Here is a 15,724-nt window from a genome sequence, read left to right on the forward strand (position 1 = left end):
TGAAAGGTCAACTGTAACAACGGGAGGGCACTCGCTGAACATGCGTATCATCCGCCGACTTCAGCACGGTCCCCGTCTAGCCCTGTAAATCCGTTTGCAGGGCTGACCCGAGGACATTGTCATCAACGGTCTGCCCATAGCCGCAGTGCGGCCATACCTTTTTGACCCGAGTTACCAATGACCATCATCAGCATCAATGCCTTGGGCGTGACCCTTGGCGATCCTCTCTTTTCCAATCTCAACCTGACGATATCCAAGGCTGACCGCATCGGTCTTGTCGCCGCAAACGGGCGCGGCAAATCCACGTTGCTGGCCTGCATCGCCGAACAGTTCGACCCGACCAGCGGAGAGATTACGCGCGCCCGTGGTCTGCGCGTGGGTTATGTCCGGCAGAACGTGCCCGACAAGGCGCTTGGCCTGACGCTCTATGACTGGGTGCTGGCGACGATGCCAGCCGATCAGGCCGAATACGAAAGCTGGCGTGTCGATGTCGTGCTGGACGAGTTGCAGGTACCATACGATTTGCAACACAAACCGCTCGCCGAACTCAGCGGGGGATGGCAGCGCACGGCGATGCTTGCGGCGGTCTGGGTGGGTGAGCCGGATGTGTTGCTGCTGGATGAGCCGACCAACCATCTGGACTTAAATCGCATCGGGCTGTTGGAGGGTTGGCTGGCGGCGCTGCCGCACGATGTGCCGGTCGTCATCACCTCGCATGATCGGGCCTTTCTGGACGCCACGACCAATCGCACGCTGTTCCTGAGGCCCGAACAGTCGCGCATATTTCAACTGCCGTTCACAGCCGCCCGCGCGGCGCTGGACGAGTCCGACGCGGCGGACGAAAGACGGCAGGCCAATGACCTGAGCAAGGCCCAGCAATTGCGCAGGCAGGCAGCAAAACTAAAGAATGTCGGGACCAATTCCGGCTCTGATCTGCTGCTCACCAAGACCAAGCAGTTGACTGAACGGGCCGAAAGGCTTGAGGCAACGTCCCGGCCCGCCCACCGGGAGATCTCTGCGGGCGATATCCGGTTGGGCAACAGTGGAACCCATGCCAAGGCGCTAATCACCCTGGACGACGTCGTGGTGGAAACCCCGGACGGTCAACCGCTTTACCGAACGGGGCGGAAGTGGATTTCCCTCGGGGATCGGGTTGTTTTGCTGGGCGCGAATGGCACCGGCAAGACGCAGCTGGTCCGAATGATCCAACGGGCGTTGAAGGGCGCGGAGGGCAAGGTGAAATGCGCCCCATCCGTCGTCCCGGCCTATTCGGATCAGCACTTGAGCGAGTTGGTCGAGGCTGACACGCCGTTTCGCATTGTGACATCCAGCTATGACGTCGGCGATCAGCGTGCCCGCACGGTTCTGGCCGGGGCGGGGATCAATTTCCAAATGCAGGATACTCCGATTAAGGCCCTGTCGGGTGGGCAGAAGGCTCGGCTGGCCATGCTGGTCCTGCGGCTGAAGAACCCCAATTTCTACCTGCTGGATGAGCCGACGAACCATCTTGATATCGAAGGGCAGGAGGTCCTTGAGGCGGAGTTGATCACACACGGCGCGTCCTGCCTGCTGGTCAGCCATGACCGCAGTTTTGTAAGGAACGTCGGCAACCGGTTCTGGTGGATCAAAGGCCGACGACTTGAGGAGGTGGATAATCCGGAGGGGTTCTTGGCTGACGAAATGGCAGCGAAGTAGGGGCTGTCCTCACGCCTCCATAATATGTCCCATCCGGAGTAGGTTGCCGTCAGGATCAATGATCGCCAGTTCACAAATACCCCAGGGCTTGTCCTCAGCCTTTTCAAAGCGCGGGATGCCCATACCCGGCAGGTTCTTCGGCTCGAAGCGTTTTGAAAGGGCAGTCGCATCATCGACACGGACAAAGGCACCGTGATCGGACGAGGCGGGGTTGTGTCCGGGGCAACGAAAGAAATGGACCTCGACTGCCGCGCGAACGAGGATCAAGTAGCCTTCAGCTTCATATCGCGACACTTCCTGAAACCCCAGGTTTTCGTAGAAACCAGCGGTTGTGTCAAAATCCCGGCTTGGAAAGATGGGGCATATACTTTTAAGCATTCGCTTTCCCTTTCTGGCGGCGATGCGGTGCTGACGGCACGCAAACCAGTCGCGCTCAATCCATCGTATAATCAATCTTATGTAAATTTAGTTCGACCCGCAAAACGTATCGTAAAGCGCGGCCATCAGCGTTTCGGTCTCTGCGTCATCAATCCGGTAATAGATCGTCTGCGCCTCGCGTCTTGTCGCCACGATCCCGGCGTCGCGGAGTTTGGCGAGGTGCTGGCTCAGCGCGGATTGCCCAATGTTGAGGGTTTGGTTCAACGCGCTGACCGACGCTTCGCCCGCCGCGAGTTGGCATAAGATCAGCAGCCGCCGTGGGTTGGCGAGCAATCCGAGGCGATGCGCCACGTGATCGGCACGGGCTTCGAGATCGGCGAGCGGTTGGTCCATTACATTCGTATTGTCTAATTTAGAAGTTGCTTATATTAGGATTATCTAAACCACTGAATCAAGCCCTTACGAAAGGCGCAGGCAAAGGATGACGGCTATGGGTACAATTGTTGCCACGGAATTCACGCCTTGGGCGTCGCTGATAGGCGGCGTTATTATCGGGATCAGCGCGGTGATGGTGATGGCGCTGTTTGGGCGGATCGCGGGGATCGTCGGCATCACGGCGAGCACTGTCAGCGGCAGCGATAAAGGCTGGCGGATCGCGTTTATCGGGGGATTGGTGGCCGCACCGATCCTTGTTTGGGTGGTGTCTGGCGATTGGCCCGCGCAGACGGTTTCGCCAAACATTTTCGGAATGATCGCGGCTGGCCTGCTTGTTGGGGTCGGCACATCGCTTGGCTCTGGCTGCACCTCGGGGCATGGCGTTTGCGGGTTGGCGCGGTTATCCCCCAGGTCGCTGGTCGCAGTTCTGACCTTCATGGCATTCGCGGCGGCGACGGTGTTCGTGCTGCGCCATGTTATCGGAGGGAGCGTCTGATGCGGCCGTTCTTTGGTTTCCTCACCGGGCTCGTCTTCGGCCTTGGCCTGATCTTGTCGGGGATGAGCAATCCCGCGAAAGTCCTCAACTTCCTCGACGTATTCGGCCGTTGGGACCCGAGCCTTGCATTCGTCATGGGGGGTGCGTCGCTGACGACGTTCGTTGGTTATCGTCTTGTCTGGCGGCGGCCCACGCCGTCGCTCATGCCGAGCTTTGACATTCCGACCAGCACCACCATTGACCGCAAGCTGCTTGGCGGCGCGGCGGTGTTTGGCATCGGCTGGGGGATCGGCGGGTTCTGCCCCGGTCCGGCGTGGACAGCGCTTCCGATGATGACGCCGGGGGCGCTTGCGTTCGTTCCAGCGATGCTGGCCGGGATCTGGATCGGGGTGATGATCCGCTCTCGCGCTTCTTGAAAATCGGGCATATCCTTTCGCAAGCAACTGCGACTCTAAAGCGTTACAGAAAAACTAACTAAATGTATTTTCTGTAACATTAACTTCTTGTAGAGAATCAGTTGATGAATTATAAACCGACTATCCGGTCAGTTAATGATCACTAAGGAAGGCACGATGAACGCATTCATTCTAGACGCTGTCAGAACGCCAATCGGTCGCTACGGCGGGGCGCTTTCTTCGATCCGGGCGGATGACCTTGCGGCGCTGCCGCTGACCGCGCTTATGGAACGAAACCCCAGCGTTGATTGGTCCAAAGTTGACGACGTGCTGATGGGATCGGCCAATCAGGCGGGCGAAGACAACCGGAATGTCGCGCGCATGGCCGCGCTTCTGGCGGGCCTTCCGGTCGAAACGCCGGGCACGACGGTCAACCGCCTCTGCGCGTCGGGCATGGATTGCGTCGGCATGGCAGCCCGCGGGATCAAGGCGGGCGACTACCGCATGGCGATTGCCGGCGGAGTCGAGAGCATGAGCCGCGCACCTTTCGTCATGCCGAAGGCTGACGCGGCTTTCACCCGCGCCAACGCGGTCTACGACACCACCATCGGCTGGCGCTTTGTGAACCCAAAGATGAAAGCCGCGCATGGCGTCGATTCCATGCCGCAGACCGCCGACAACGTCGCTGAAGACTACAAGATCAACCGCGAAGATCAGGACGCCTTCGCCGCACGATCCCAAGCCCGCTGGGCGGAGGCAGAGGCGAAGGGCATCTTCAAAGACGAAATCATCCCGGTCAGCGTGCCGCAGCGCAAGACCGATCCGATTATTTTCGACACCGACGAGCACCCCCGCCCCGGGACGGAAGCGGCGAAGCTCGCTAAACTCAAGGGCGTCAACGGCCCCGACTTGTCTGTCACGGCGGGCAATGCGTCGGGTGTCAATGACGGCGCGGGTGCGCTGTTGCTGGCGAACGAAGCGATGACGAAAGACAGCGGTATCGAACCCCTCGCCCGCGTGGTTGGCATGGCCGCCGCCGGGGTGCCACCGCGCGTCATGGGGATCGGCCCCGTGCCCGCGACGCGCAAGGTGCTGGAGCTGACCGGCCTCTCCATCGACCAGATGGATGTGATAGAATTGAACGAAGCCTTCGCGAGCCAAGGCCTTGCCACGCTGCGCGAACTTGGCGTCCCGGATGACGCCCCCCATGTTAATCCCAATGGCGGCGCCATCGCGATGGGCCATCCGTTGGGCATGTCTGGGGCGCGTCTGGTGATGACGGCGGCCTACCAGTTGAAACGCACGGGTGGGCGCTACGCGCTTTGCACGATGTGTGTCGGCGTCGGTCAGGGTGTTGCGATTGTGATTGAACGGGTCTGACGAGATCCCGGAGGAGGAACCGAAATGTATGCACAGATGGTGAAATCGACGGGCGAAGGGATCAGATCGCTCGACGAAATGGAACCGCAGGAACGTGCGTTTCAGGAACGCGTCAATGCGGGCGACAAGATCGAACCGAAGGATTGGATGCCTGACGGCTACCGCAAGAACCTGATCCGCCAGATCAGCCAGCACGCCCATTCCGAAATCGTTGGCCAACTGCCCGAAGGCAATTGGATCACCCGCGCGCCCACGCTGGAGCGCAAGGCGATCCTGCTGGCGAAGGTGCAGGACGAGGCGGGGCACGGGCTTTACCTTTACTGTGCCGCGGAAACGTTGGGGATCAGCCGGGACGAGATGACCGAGCAACTGCTGTCCGGCAAGGCGAAGTATTCCTCGATCTTCAACTATCCGACGCTGACATGGGCCGATATGGGCGCGGTCGGCTGGCTGGTCGACGGGGCCGCGATCATGAACCAAGTGCCGCTACAACGGACAAGTTTCGGCCCTTATTCCCGCGCGATGATCCGCATCTGTAAGGAAGAATCCTTCCACCAGCGGCAGGGCTACGACATCATGATGAAGATGGCGAACGGCACGCCGGAGCAGAAACAGATGGCGCAGGATGCGTTGAACCGTTTTTGGTATCCCTCGCTGATGATGTTCGGGCCGTCGGACAAGGACTCCGTCCATTCCGCGCAGTCGATGGCGTGGAAGATCAAGATGAACACCAATGACGAACTCCGCCAGAAATTCGTCGACCAGACGGTGCCGCAGGCCGAATATCTCGGCCTGACCGTCCCCGATCCCGACCTGAAATGGAACGAGGATACCGGGCATTACGACTTTACCGAACCGGACTGGTCCGAGTTCTTCGATGTTATCAAGGGCAACGGCCCCTGCAATGTCGAACGCCTTAGCGCCCGGAACAAAGCGTGGAATGATGGTGCGTGGGTCCGCGACGCCATGCTCGCCCACGCCGAGAAACGCAAAGCAAGCAGGATGGCCGCACAATGAGCTCTGTGAACTCCGAATACCCCGACACGCCAGCCAAGGCCGAAACAGGGAAGCCGCGCACCGAATGGCCGCTATGGGAAGTGTTCATCCGTGGCCAGCACGGGATGAGCCACCGGCATGTCGGCAGCCTGCACGCCCCGGACGAGGAAATGGCGATCAAAAACGCGCGCGATGTTTACACCCGCCGCAACGAAGGCGTCAGCATCTGGGTGGTCGAGGCGCGGCATATCGCGGCCTCTGCCCCCGGCGACAAGGGACCACTGTATGAGCCGTCGAATTCCAAGGTCTATCGCCACCCGACCTTCTACGACATTCCCGAAGACGTAGGGGCGATGTGATGGCGAAGCCGGATCAAGACGCCTTGTTCGAGTACGTGCTGCGCCTTGGCGACAATACGCTGGTGCTAGGGCATCGCGTATCGGAATGGTGCGGCGTCGCGCCGGTTCTGGAAGAGGATATCGCGCTTGCGAATACCGCGCTCGACCTGATCGGGCAGACGCAGATGTGGCTGGGCCTCGCCGGAGAGGTGGAGGGCAAGGGCCGGACCGCCGACGACCTCGCCTTTCTGCGCGATGCGTGGGACTTCCGCAACCTGTTGATGATCGAACGGCCCAATGGCGACTTTGGGCACACGCTGCTGCGGCAGTTCCTGTTCGACGCGTTCCAGGTATTGAACCTGAAGGCGCTGGAAAGCTCCTCCGACGACCGCATCGCGGAAATCGCGGTGAAGGCCCGAAAGGAAGCCGCCTATCACCTTGACCGGTCCCGCGACACGGTGATCGCGCTTGGCGATGGCACGGCCGAAAGCCACAAGCGGATGCAGGACGCGCTGAACCTGCTGTGGTCCTATGTGGGTGAGATGTTCGTGTCGGATGACGTGGACGCCGCGATGGTCAAGGCAAAGGTTGCCCCCGACCCCGCCAGCCTGCGCAACGACTGGGACGCGATCGTTCTACCCGCGATGGAAGAGGCGACGCTTGAGGTGCCGGACAGCGATTTCGCCCATAAAGGCGGCAAGAACGGCGCGCGGCATACGGAACATCTGGGCCATATGCTGGCGCAAATGCAGTTCCTGCAACGCGCCTATCCCGGCGCGACGTGGTAGATGACGCGCCCGTCAACAGATCAGGTCTGGGAATGGCTCGACGCTGTTCCCGACCCCGAAATCCCGGTGATTTCGGTGGTTGATCTTGGCATTGTTCGTGACGTGGAATGGGATGACAATACGCTTGTCGTCACCGTCACGCCGACCTATTCGGGCTGTCCCGCGACCTCTATCATCAACCTTGATATCGAAACCGCGCTGCGCGGTCATGGGGTGGAGCAGATTGAGCTGAAACGCAAAATCTCCCCCGCGTGGACGACCGATTGGATGTCCGACAAGGGCCGCGCAAAGCTGGAAGATTACGGCATCGCCCCACCCCAACCCGCGGGCGGCCCGGAGCGGTGCCCCAATTGCAAATCGACCAATGTTGAGAGGATCAGCCAGTTCGGATCGACCCCCTGCAAGGCGCAGTGGCGGTGCACCGACTGTCTGGAACCCTTCGACTATTTCAAGTGTATCTAAGGAGGCGTGAATGGCGCGTTTTCACCCACTGGCCGTCACCGATGTGCAAAAAACCATCCGCGACGCGGTCGTTGTCACGCTGAAACCCGAAGACGCGGAGGCGTTTGATTTTATCCAGGGTCAATACCTGACCTTCCGCCGTGCGTTCGAGGGGGAGGAGTTGCGACGCTCTTATTCCATCTGCGCCGGGAAGGACGAAGGCATCCTGCAAGTCGGCATCAAACAGGTCGAGGGTGGCGCGTTTTCCACTTGGGCGAACGAGGAGCTGAAGGTTGGCGACACACTGGAAGCGATGCCGCCGATGGGGTCGTTTCATACCGACATCGACCCGAACGCCGCGCGTCATTACCTTGGCTTCGCGGGCGGGTCGGGCATCACGCCGGTCCTGTCGATTCTGAAGACCGTGCTGAAACGCGAACCGAAATCCCGCTTTACCCTCGTCTATGCCAACCGCGCTGTGAACACGATCATGTTCCGGGAGGCGCTGGAGGATCTCAAGAACCTCTATATGGGGCGGCTCAACATCATTCATGTGCTCGAATCCGACAGTCAGGATATCGATCTGTTTACTGGACGGGTCGATGCGGAAAAATGCAGCCTGCTGTTCAAGCATTGGATCAACCCGAATGACGTTGATACTGCGTTCATCTGCGGGCCAGAACCGATGATGCTGGCCATCGCGGGCAGCTTGCGCGATCACGGGCTGGACGACAGCCAGATCAAATTCGAACTTTTCGCAAGTTCCGAACCCGGCCGGGCCAAGCGCAAAGCGGTATCAAAAGACGCGGCCAAAGGCGGCAACGAAACCGCCGCCAAGGTGACGCTCGACGGGGAAAGCCGCAGCTTCAAGATGCCGAAGGATGTGACCCTGCTGGACGCCGCGATTCAGAACAATGTCGACGCACCATTCGCCTGCAAGGCCGGGGTCTGCTCGACCTGCCGCGCCAAGGTGACGGAGGGCGAGGTTGAAATGGTCACAAACCACGCGCTTGAGGATTACGAGGTCGAGCGCGGCTACGTCCTGACCTGCCAGTGCTACCCGCTGACCGACAGTGTCACATTTGACTACGACCAATAGGAGGCCAAGATGCCAAGCGATATGACGTTAGAGGATTATCTGGCCCAGGGCGGTGTCCTGACCTCCCCCGACAACGCCTCCCCCCGCTACCGCGCCGAGGTCATGCGCCTGATGGCGAGCTTTGTTGACAGTGAGCTTGCCGGGGCCGCCGGGTTTGCCGACATCATCAACGACGCGCCGGGTGTCACCGAACGCATCGCCGCCGCGCGGATCGTGCTGGAAAAGAACGACCACGCCGGGCAGGTGCTAAAGCTGATGGGCGAATTCGGCGCGAATACCGACCGCTACGCCAATCATCATCCGTGGACGGACCGCCTGCCCCGCGATGCGGATGTCGGCACGGATCGCACGACATCCGACATGCGGCTTGCGGTGTTCAACTATCCGCTCGACGGATGGGTCGATGCCGTCGTGATGAACCTGCTGATGGGCCGAGCCGTCGGTGTTCAACTGGGCGAATACACCCATATTTCCTACCAACCGCTTGCCGAGGCTTTCCGCCGCATCGGGCCGGTCGAAACCCGCCATGCGGAACTGGCCGATGAAGGTGTGGCCGACCTGATCGCGAAGGGTGAACAGAAAGCGGTTCAGGCGAGCGTTGACTACTGGTGGCCGCGTGTCGCGCAAAGCTTTGGCAGCAAGGGGTCAAAGCGCACGGAAACGCTGCGCTCGCTCGGCCTGCGGAAATCCGACAACGCGGACCTTCAGGCGCAGTGGGAATCGGAAACCTCCGAACTGCTGGACGGTCACGGCTTGCGCGTTCCGGCCTAAAGCCCCGCGATCCCGCCGAGCGCCAGTTTGCTGACGAGGTCTGCGTAATCCTCCCGCGCTTTGGTGTCGGCGCCGTGGTTCCACATGTAGAACCAGTTCAACATGCCGTAGATCGACATGGTCGTCGCGCGCAGCTTGTTTTTGTCGCCGTCAAACACCTCGGGCGCGATATTGGCGATGATATTGTCAACATGGCGCACAAGATCGACTTGGTAGGAACGTAAAACCGTTTGCTGCGCGGGCGGCAAGTAGCGGATCGAACTCGCCTGAAGCCGGTGTTCGTCATCGGCACCCTGATAGGCCAGCATGATTTCCCGCACTGTCGCGGAAAGCTGTTCGGCGGGGGGCAGCGCGGCGATATCCATCTCGCAGATCCGGTCGCGCAGGGCGGACAGGTAGCTGCCGAGAATGTCGAACAGGATGTCGTCCTTGCTGCTGTAATAGTGGTAGATATTGGCCTTTGAAATCTCGCACGCCTGCGCCACGCGACTGACCGAGGCTCGGTCGAACCCGTCCTCCGCAAAGATGCGCGCCGCCCGCGTCAGGATCAAACGGCGCTTTTCATCGTGGTCTTTTGCAATCGTCCGGGCCACTCAGCGTTCCTTCGGGCGGTTGTCGACAACACGCTGCGCCTTGCCTTCGGACCGCGCGACATCACCGGGATCGCCCACGTCGATTTCGGTCGAGATGCCAATAACATCCTTGATCCGCTTGGTCAGCATCCGCGCGGCGGCAGTCTTGCTGAGTTCATCCGCTGCGTCCGGCATCGCCTCCACATGCACACGCATCGCGTCCATGCGACCCGCGCGGTAGAGTTCGATCTGGAAATGCGGCGCAAGGCCGCCGGTCGCCATCAACTGTTCCTCGATCTGCGTCGGGAAGACGTTGACACCGCGCAGGATGATCATGTCGTCGGACCGCCCGGTGATCTTTTCCATCCGTCGCATCGACCGCGCGGTGCCGGGCAGCAGCCGGGTCAGGTCGCGCGTGCGATACCGGATCATCGGCAACCCTTCCTTGGTCAGCGTGGTGAACACCAGCTCTCCGGTTTCGCTGTCCTCGACCGGTTCTCCGGTTTCCGGGTTGATGATCTCGGGGTAGAAGTGATCCTCCCAGATGTGCAGCCCGTCCTTGGTTTCCACACACTCGTTCGCAACGCCCGGCCCCATGATCTCGGACAGGCCGTAGATATCGACAGCATGCATGTCAAACGCCTGCTCGACCTCCTCGCGCATCGCGTTTGTCCACGGCTCCGCCCCGAATACCCCCACGCGGAGGGAGCTTTCGCGCGGATCAAGCCCCTGTTTGTTAAACTCCTCAAGGATATTCAGCATGTAGGACGGCGTGACCATGATCGCGTCCGGCTTGAAATCGTTGATCAAGGTCACCTGCCGGGGAGTCATGCCACCCGACACAGGCACCACCGTTGCGCCCAGCCGCTCGATCCCGACATGCGCGCCCAGCCCGCCGGTGAACAACCCGTAACCGTAGGCGTTGTGAACCATGTCGCCGGGCCGGATGCCCGAGGCCCGCAGCGACCGCGCGACCATATTTGCGAATAGATCGCAGTCATTCTTGGTGTAGCCCACGACCGTCGCCTTGCCCGTCGTGCCCGAAGACGCATGGATGCGCACGATCTGTTCGCGCGGCACGGCGAACAGGCCGAACGGGTAGTGATCGCGCAGGTCATTCTTGTAGGTGAACGGGAATTTCGCAAGGTCTTTCAAGGATTTGAGGTCATCGGGATGAACGCCTGCCTCATCGAACCGCTGCTTGTACATCGGCACGTTGTCATAGGCGTGTTTCAGCGACCATTTCAGGCGGTCAAGCTGCAGCACTTCGATTTCATCACGCGAGGCGACTTCGATCGGCTCCAGGTCTGACTTCTTCGGTGCGATGTCTTTCATCGGTTCCTCCTAACTCTCGCCTTCGTCGAATAACTGACCCTTGATCGCTCGCGAGGCGCCGCGGAATTCGGCGACCGCCTGCCCCTCCTGATTGCGGACGGTCACGTCATAGATACCGCTGCGCCCGCTCAGGCTGACCTCTCGCGCCTCGGCGGTCAGCCGGTCGCCCAGACGGGCGGGCGCGATATAGGTGATGGTGTTGTGCTGTGCGACGGTCGATTGATTGCGACTGTTGCAGGCGAAGGCGAACGCGCTGTCGGCGAGCGAAAAAGTTACGCCGCCGTGGCAAATGTCGTGGCCGTTGACGTGCTGCTCGGCCACCGTCAGTGCGAGCGTTGCGCGGCCCTCGTCAACCTCAACCAGCTCCATCCCGAACCAGCCAGAGGCGCGGTCGTCCGACCACATCGCCGCCGCGGCCTTTTCTGCCCGCTGTTTTGGCGTCATGTGCGCCCCCCGGTGAATTTTGGCGCACGCTTTTCCAGAAACGCGCTGACACCTTCGGCGTAATCCTGCGTCTGACCGCAGGTCTTCTGGCTTGCCGCCTCTTGGTCAAGCTGCGCATTAAGGCTGTTGGTCGCGGCGGCTTGGATCGCCTGTTTCGTCATGCCAAGGCCAACCGTCGGCCCCTCGGCAAGCTGCGTGGCAAGCGCCCGCGCCTCGTCCATCAGCGTGTTGTCCGGTACGGCTTTCCAGATCAGCCCCCACTCCGCCGCTTTGGCTGCCTGTAGCGGTTCCGCCGTCAGGGCAAGCGCTTTGGCCCGCGCTTCGCCCAGAAGACGGGTCAGCGACCAGCTTCCGCCCGCATCGGGGACAAGCCCGACCTTGGCGAAGGATTGGATGAACTTCGCGCTTTCCGCCGCCAGAACGATGTCACACGCCAGCGCCACGTTCGCCCCTGCCCCGGCCGCGACGCCATTGACGGCGCATACCACGGGAAAATCGAGCGACCGGATCAGCCGGATCAACGGGTTGTAGAATTTAGTGAGCGTCAGGCTCAGGTCCGGGGGGCCGTCCATCTTGGCTGGATCACGGTCGCCCAGATCCTGCCCCGCGCAAAATCCGCGCCCTGCCCCGGTCAGTAGGATCGCCCGCGCACCCGTTTCGCGGGCCTGTTCGATAGCGGCAAACAGCGCGCGGTGCATGTCGTCGTTGAAGCTGTTCAGGCGATCCGGGCGGTTCAGCGTAATTTCCACCAGATCGCCGGTCCGGTTCACCAGAATCGTTTCGGCATTCGTTTCGGCCATTTTATTGCCCCGTGACAGCGAAATCTTAAAAAGTCTTGCATAAACCGTCCGGTTGGTCAATTAATAATGAAGACTTCACGATTCTTTCCGACGGGGGTTTGGCATGGCATCACAGGGTCCGGTGACAGTCGCGCATGAAGGAGATGTTGCGTGGGTGACGATTGACAACCCACCAGTCAACGCGACCTCGACTGCCGTGCGCAAAGGGCTTGCCGATGCGGTGGCCGCTGTTGATGGCGCGCGTGTTGCGGTGTTGATCTGCGCCGGAAAAACCTTCGTCGCGGGTGGCGACATGTCCGAATTCGATGCCCCGCCGGTCGAACCCCACCTGCCCGATGTCGTTCAGATGATCGAAGACAGCGATGTGCCTTTCGTTGCGACGATGCACGGCAACGTGCTGGGCGGCGGGCTGGAAATCGCGTTGGCCTGTGCATGGCGGATCGCCGCGAAAGGCACGCGGTTCGGCCTGCCCGAAGTCAATGTTGGCCTGATCCCCGGCGCGGGCGGCACACAGCGCCTGCCGCGTCTTGTCGGGCTGGATCTGGCGATTGACATGGCTGCGTCGGGTAGGATCGCCGATGCCGAAGCCATGAAAGCCTCCGGTGCAATCGACATGATCGCCGATGGCGACGTCACCGACGCCGCCCGCGATTTCGTTGCGAACCTGCCCGACCGCCCCATCCCGGTCAGCGCCCGCGACGTGCCGCTGATGGACGACGACGCACTTGAAGACAAGACCGCCGCCATCCGCAAAAAGGCGCGGGGTCAACACTCCCCCATCTTGAATATCGAGGCGCTGCTATGGTCTCGCCTGCCGTTCGCGGAAGGGCAGCCAAAAGAACGTGCGCAGCACCTGAAACTGCGTGACTCAGCCGAATCCCGCGCGCTGCGGCACGCGTTTTTCGCCGAACGCACCGTGGCAAGGCCCGACGCCATCGCCGAGGCCACCCCCCGCGACCTCGACCGCATCGCCGTCGTCGGCGGCGGGCTGATGGGCGCGGGGATCGCCACCGCAGCCCTGTCGGCAGGCTATACGGTCACGCTGATCGAACGCGATGATGACAGCGTAGCGGCGGCGCGCGACCGGGTGCACGGCAACCTCGACGGGGCGCTCAAACGCGGGAAGGTGACGGAAGAGAAGCTCGCCGACCAGAAATCCCGCTTTGCCACCGCCTCGGACCATTCCGCCGCTGAGGGCCACGACCTTGCCATCGAAGCGGTGTTCGAAGATGTCGCGATCAAGCAGGAGGTCTTTGCCAAGCTCGCCGACGCGGTGGACGACAATGCGATCCTCGCGACCAACACCTCCTACCTAGATCCGCTCGATATCTTCGACGGTATCCCGAACCCCGAACGCTGCCTTGGCCTGCATTTCTTCAGCCCCGCCCACATCATGAAACTGCTTGAGATCGTGAAGACCCCGGATACCAGCGCCGAGGTGCTTGCGACCGGGTTCGCGCTTGGCAAGCGGCTGCGCAAGGTCGCGGTGCTGTCGGGCATCTGCGACGGATTCATCGGCAACCGGATGCTGGCCGCGTATCGGCGGGCGGCGGAATACCTGCTGGCCGACGGGGCGCTGCCGCACGAGGTTGACGGCGCGATGCGTGCCTTCGGGTTTGCGATGGGCCCGTTTGAGGTGCAGGATCTGACCGGCCTGCAAATTGCCTGGGCCAACCGCAAGCGCAACACCGACACCCGCGACCCCGACGAACGCTATGTGACGATCTCGGATCAGTTGTGCGAGGCGGACAGGCTTGGCCAACGCTCCGGCAAGGGGTGGTATCGGTATGAGGACGGCAGCCGCACCCCCCAGCGCGATCCGGAGGTCGAGGCTCTGATCGAAGCCTATTCCGAAAAGCGCGGGATCGAACGGCGCAGCTTCACCGCGGCCGAGATTTCGGACCGCCTGCTGGCGGTGCTGGCGAACGAAGGCGCGCGGATCGTCGAAGAAGGGATCGCCGAACGCGACTCCGATGTCGATATGGTGCAGATCCACGGCTACGGTTTTCCGCGCTGGCGCGGCGGGCCGATGCAATACGCGGCCGAAATCGGCTGGGACGAAACCGCGCTGCATATGCAGACCGTCGCGGCGGAAAGCCCCGGATCATGGACCCTCGCCGACCGGATAGCGGCACAGTGAATGGAAAGCGTCAGAACAGATGAAGCGATGCGTTTCGAACTGACAGACTTGCCGGACGGGTTTCACGAAAACCCCTATCCGCATTACCGCGCCCTGCGCGAAACGGCCCCGGCGCATCGGCTGGCGGACGGGTCGGTCATCCTGTCGCGCCATGCGGATCTTGTGACGGTTTACCGCGATACGACCAAGTATATTTCCGACAAGAAATCCGTGTTTGGCCCAAAATACGGCGAAGATTCTGCACTTTTTGAACATCACACGACATCGCTGGTGTTCAACGACCCACCGCTCCATACGCGGGTCCGGCAGATCATGGTCGGCGCAATGAACCCCCGCGCGCTTGAGGGGATGCGGCCGGGTCTGATCACGCTGGTCGACCGTCTGCTCGATCGGCTTGAAGGGCAGGACACGCCCGACCTGATCGAGGATTTCGCCGGCGCCATCCCGATTGAAATCATCGGCAACCTGTTCGACATCCCGCATGACCTGCGCGGTCCGCTCAGGGACTGGTCGCTGGCCATTCTCGGCGCGCTGGAACCGCAATTGACCGAGGAGCAGGAGGCGCGCGGCAATCGCGCCGTGACCGACTTTGCCGCCTTCCTGGCCGACATCATCGCCGACCGCCGCAAGCGCCCCGGCGACCCGGAAACCGACGTGCTGACACGGCTGATGCAGGGGGACGACACCGGCCAGCTTAGCCCGGTCGAGCTGACGCAGAACTGCATCTTCATCCTGAACGCGGGCCATGAGACGACGACGAACCTGATCGGCAACGGCCTGTGGCTGCTTGACCGGCACCGCGACGCGCGGGCGGCCCTGCTGGCCGAACCGGCGATGACCCCGACCGCCGTTGACGAGGTGCTGCGGATGGAAAGTTCCAACCAGTTCGGCAATCGCCTGACGACGGAAGAGGTGAGGTTTCACGGCGAAACCTTCCCCGCGGGGACGGATTTGCATCTGTGCATCGGCGCGGCCAACCGCGACCCGGCGGTGTTTGACGATCCGGACACATTCAAACCCGACCGCCGCCCGAATCGGCATCTTGCCTTCGGCAGCGGCCCGCATACCTGCGTCGGCCTGACGCTGGCGCGGATGGAGGGGGCCGTAGCATTTGACCGGTTCCTGCGCCGCTTCCCGAACTACGTATTGACCGAGGGGGCCGAGCGCGGCAACCGCATCCGCTTTCGCGGATTTGCCCACCTGCCCGCCCACCTGAATTAA

General features: G+C 61.5%; 18 protein-coding genes. 12 read left to right on the forward strand and 6 right to left on the reverse strand.

Annotated elements, in window-relative coordinates; all coding sequences use genetic code 11:
- Positions 1-177: 177 nt before the first annotated feature.
- Positions 178-1,695 (forward strand): ABC-F family ATP-binding cassette domain-containing protein, encoded by a 1,518-nt coding sequence (locus tag ACEWPJ_RS15180; RefSeq protein ID WP_416513960.1) that lies wholly within the window; start codon positions 178-180, stop codon positions 1,693-1,695.
- A gap of 9 nt (positions 1,696-1,704) precedes the next feature.
- Here the strand turns inward: ACEWPJ_RS15180 and ACEWPJ_RS15185 are convergent, their stop codons facing one another.
- Together ACEWPJ_RS15185 and ACEWPJ_RS15190 are read right to left on the reverse strand one after the other, a co-directional pair.
- Positions 1,705-2,148 (reverse strand): bleomycin resistance protein, encoded by a 444-nt coding sequence (locus tag ACEWPJ_RS15185; RefSeq protein ID WP_416513961.1) that lies wholly within the window; start codon positions 2,146-2,148, stop codon positions 1,705-1,707.
- A gap of 12 nt (positions 2,149-2,160) precedes the next feature.
- Positions 2,161-2,466 (reverse strand): ArsR/SmtB family transcription factor, encoded by a 306-nt coding sequence (locus ACEWPJ_RS15190; protein WP_416513962.1) that lies wholly within the window; start codon positions 2,464-2,466, stop codon positions 2,161-2,163.
- 97 nt (positions 2,467-2,563) lie between these two features.
- Here ACEWPJ_RS15190 and ACEWPJ_RS15195 point away from each other — a divergent pair, with 97 nt between their 5' ends.
- The 9 genes from ACEWPJ_RS15195 to ACEWPJ_RS15235 all read left to right on the forward strand — a co-directional run bounded on the left by ACEWPJ_RS15195 (position 2,564) and on the right by ACEWPJ_RS15235 (position 9,212).
- Positions 2,564-3,004, forward strand: coding sequence for a YeeE/YedE family protein (locus tag ACEWPJ_RS15195; protein ID WP_416513963.1), 441 nt, complete (start codon positions 2,564-2,566; stop codon positions 3,002-3,004).
- Entirely contained in the window at positions 3,004-3,420 is a 417-nt protein-coding gene (locus ACEWPJ_RS15200) for a DUF6691 family protein (protein WP_416513964.1), read from the forward strand. Before ACEWPJ_RS15195 ends, ACEWPJ_RS15200 begins: the two co-directional genes overlap by 1 nt.
- A gap of 156 nt (positions 3,421-3,576) precedes the next feature.
- Positions 3,577-4,779 (forward strand): 3-oxoadipyl-CoA thiolase, encoded by a 1,203-nt coding sequence (pcaF, locus tag ACEWPJ_RS15205; protein ID WP_416513965.1) that lies wholly within the window; start codon positions 3,577-3,579, stop codon positions 4,777-4,779.
- 24 nt (positions 4,780-4,803) lie between these two features.
- Complete coding sequence (gene paaA, locus ACEWPJ_RS15210) at positions 4,804-5,796, forward strand: 1,2-phenylacetyl-CoA epoxidase subunit PaaA (protein ID WP_416513966.1); 993 nt, start codon at positions 4,804-4,806, stop codon at positions 5,794-5,796.
- The gene (gene paaB, locus ACEWPJ_RS15215) at positions 5,793-6,134 is read left to right on the forward strand and encodes a 1,2-phenylacetyl-CoA epoxidase subunit PaaB (RefSeq protein ID WP_416513967.1); all 342 of its coding nucleotides are present in this window, start codon (positions 5,793-5,795) and stop codon (positions 6,132-6,134) included. Before paaA ends, paaB begins: the two co-directional genes overlap by 4 nt.
- On the forward strand, positions 6,134-6,901 hold the full coding sequence (paaC, locus tag ACEWPJ_RS15220; RefSeq protein WP_416513968.1) for a 1,2-phenylacetyl-CoA epoxidase subunit PaaC: 768 nt from the start codon (positions 6,134-6,136) through the stop codon (positions 6,899-6,901). The genes paaB and paaC overlap by 1 nt, the downstream gene beginning before the upstream one ends.
- Entirely contained in the window at positions 6,902-7,363 is a 462-nt protein-coding gene (gene paaD, locus ACEWPJ_RS15225; protein WP_416513969.1) for a 1,2-phenylacetyl-CoA epoxidase subunit PaaD, read from the forward strand. It begins immediately after the preceding gene.
- 10 nt (positions 7,364-7,373) lie between these two features.
- Positions 7,374-8,441 carry a 2Fe-2S iron-sulfur cluster-binding protein gene (locus tag ACEWPJ_RS15230; protein WP_416513970.1) on the forward strand — a complete coding sequence of 356 codons (1,068 nt, stop codon included), beginning with the start codon at positions 7,374-7,376 and terminating at the stop codon, positions 8,439-8,441.
- Between the two features lie 9 nt (positions 8,442-8,450).
- A complete protein-coding gene (locus tag ACEWPJ_RS15235; RefSeq protein WP_416513971.1) occupies positions 8,451-9,212 on the forward strand; it encodes a Phenylacetic acid catabolic protein in 762 nt (253 codons plus the stop codon).
- Here the strand turns inward: ACEWPJ_RS15235 and ACEWPJ_RS15240 are convergent.
- From ACEWPJ_RS15240 to paaG, 4 genes are read right to left on the reverse strand one after another with little or no spacing between them, the layout of a single operon-like run.
- Positions 9,209-9,805 carry a TetR/AcrR family transcriptional regulator gene (locus ACEWPJ_RS15240; protein ID WP_416513972.1) on the reverse strand — a complete coding sequence of 199 codons (597 nt, stop codon included), beginning with the start codon at positions 9,803-9,805 and terminating at the stop codon, positions 9,209-9,211. The two genes, ACEWPJ_RS15235 and ACEWPJ_RS15240, sit on opposite strands and share 4 nt — an antisense overlap.
- The gene (gene paaK, locus ACEWPJ_RS15245) at positions 9,806-11,119 is read right to left on the reverse strand and encodes a phenylacetate--CoA ligase PaaK (RefSeq protein ID WP_416513973.1); all 1,314 of its coding nucleotides are present in this window, start codon (positions 11,117-11,119) and stop codon (positions 9,806-9,808) included.
- A gap of 9 nt (positions 11,120-11,128) precedes the next feature.
- Positions 11,129-11,563, reverse strand: a complete 435-nt coding sequence (gene paaI / locus ACEWPJ_RS15250) for a hydroxyphenylacetyl-CoA thioesterase PaaI (RefSeq protein ID WP_416513974.1) — start codon at positions 11,561-11,563, stop codon at positions 11,129-11,131.
- Positions 11,560-12,363 carry a 2-(1,2-epoxy-1,2-dihydrophenyl)acetyl-CoA isomerase PaaG gene (gene paaG, locus ACEWPJ_RS15255; RefSeq protein ID WP_416513975.1) on the reverse strand — a complete coding sequence of 268 codons (804 nt, stop codon included), beginning with the start codon at positions 12,361-12,363 and terminating at the stop codon, positions 11,560-11,562. Before paaG ends, paaI begins: the two co-directional genes overlap by 4 nt.
- A 103-nt stretch (positions 12,364-12,466) precedes the next feature.
- Here paaG and ACEWPJ_RS15260 point away from each other — a divergent pair, with 103 nt between their 5' ends.
- The gene (locus ACEWPJ_RS15260) at positions 12,467-14,503 is read left to right on the forward strand and encodes a 3-hydroxyacyl-CoA dehydrogenase NAD-binding domain-containing protein (RefSeq protein WP_416513976.1); all 2,037 of its coding nucleotides are present in this window, start codon (positions 12,467-12,469) and stop codon (positions 14,501-14,503) included.
- Positions 14,504-15,724 (forward strand): cytochrome P450, encoded by a 1,221-nt coding sequence (locus ACEWPJ_RS15265; protein ID WP_416513977.1) that lies wholly within the window; start codon positions 14,504-14,506, stop codon positions 15,722-15,724.

It is taken from the genome of Aliiroseovarius sp. YM-037, from assembly GCF_048060095.1.
Lineage (GTDB): Bacteria > Pseudomonadota > Alphaproteobacteria > Rhodobacterales > Rhodobacteraceae > JBLUOA01.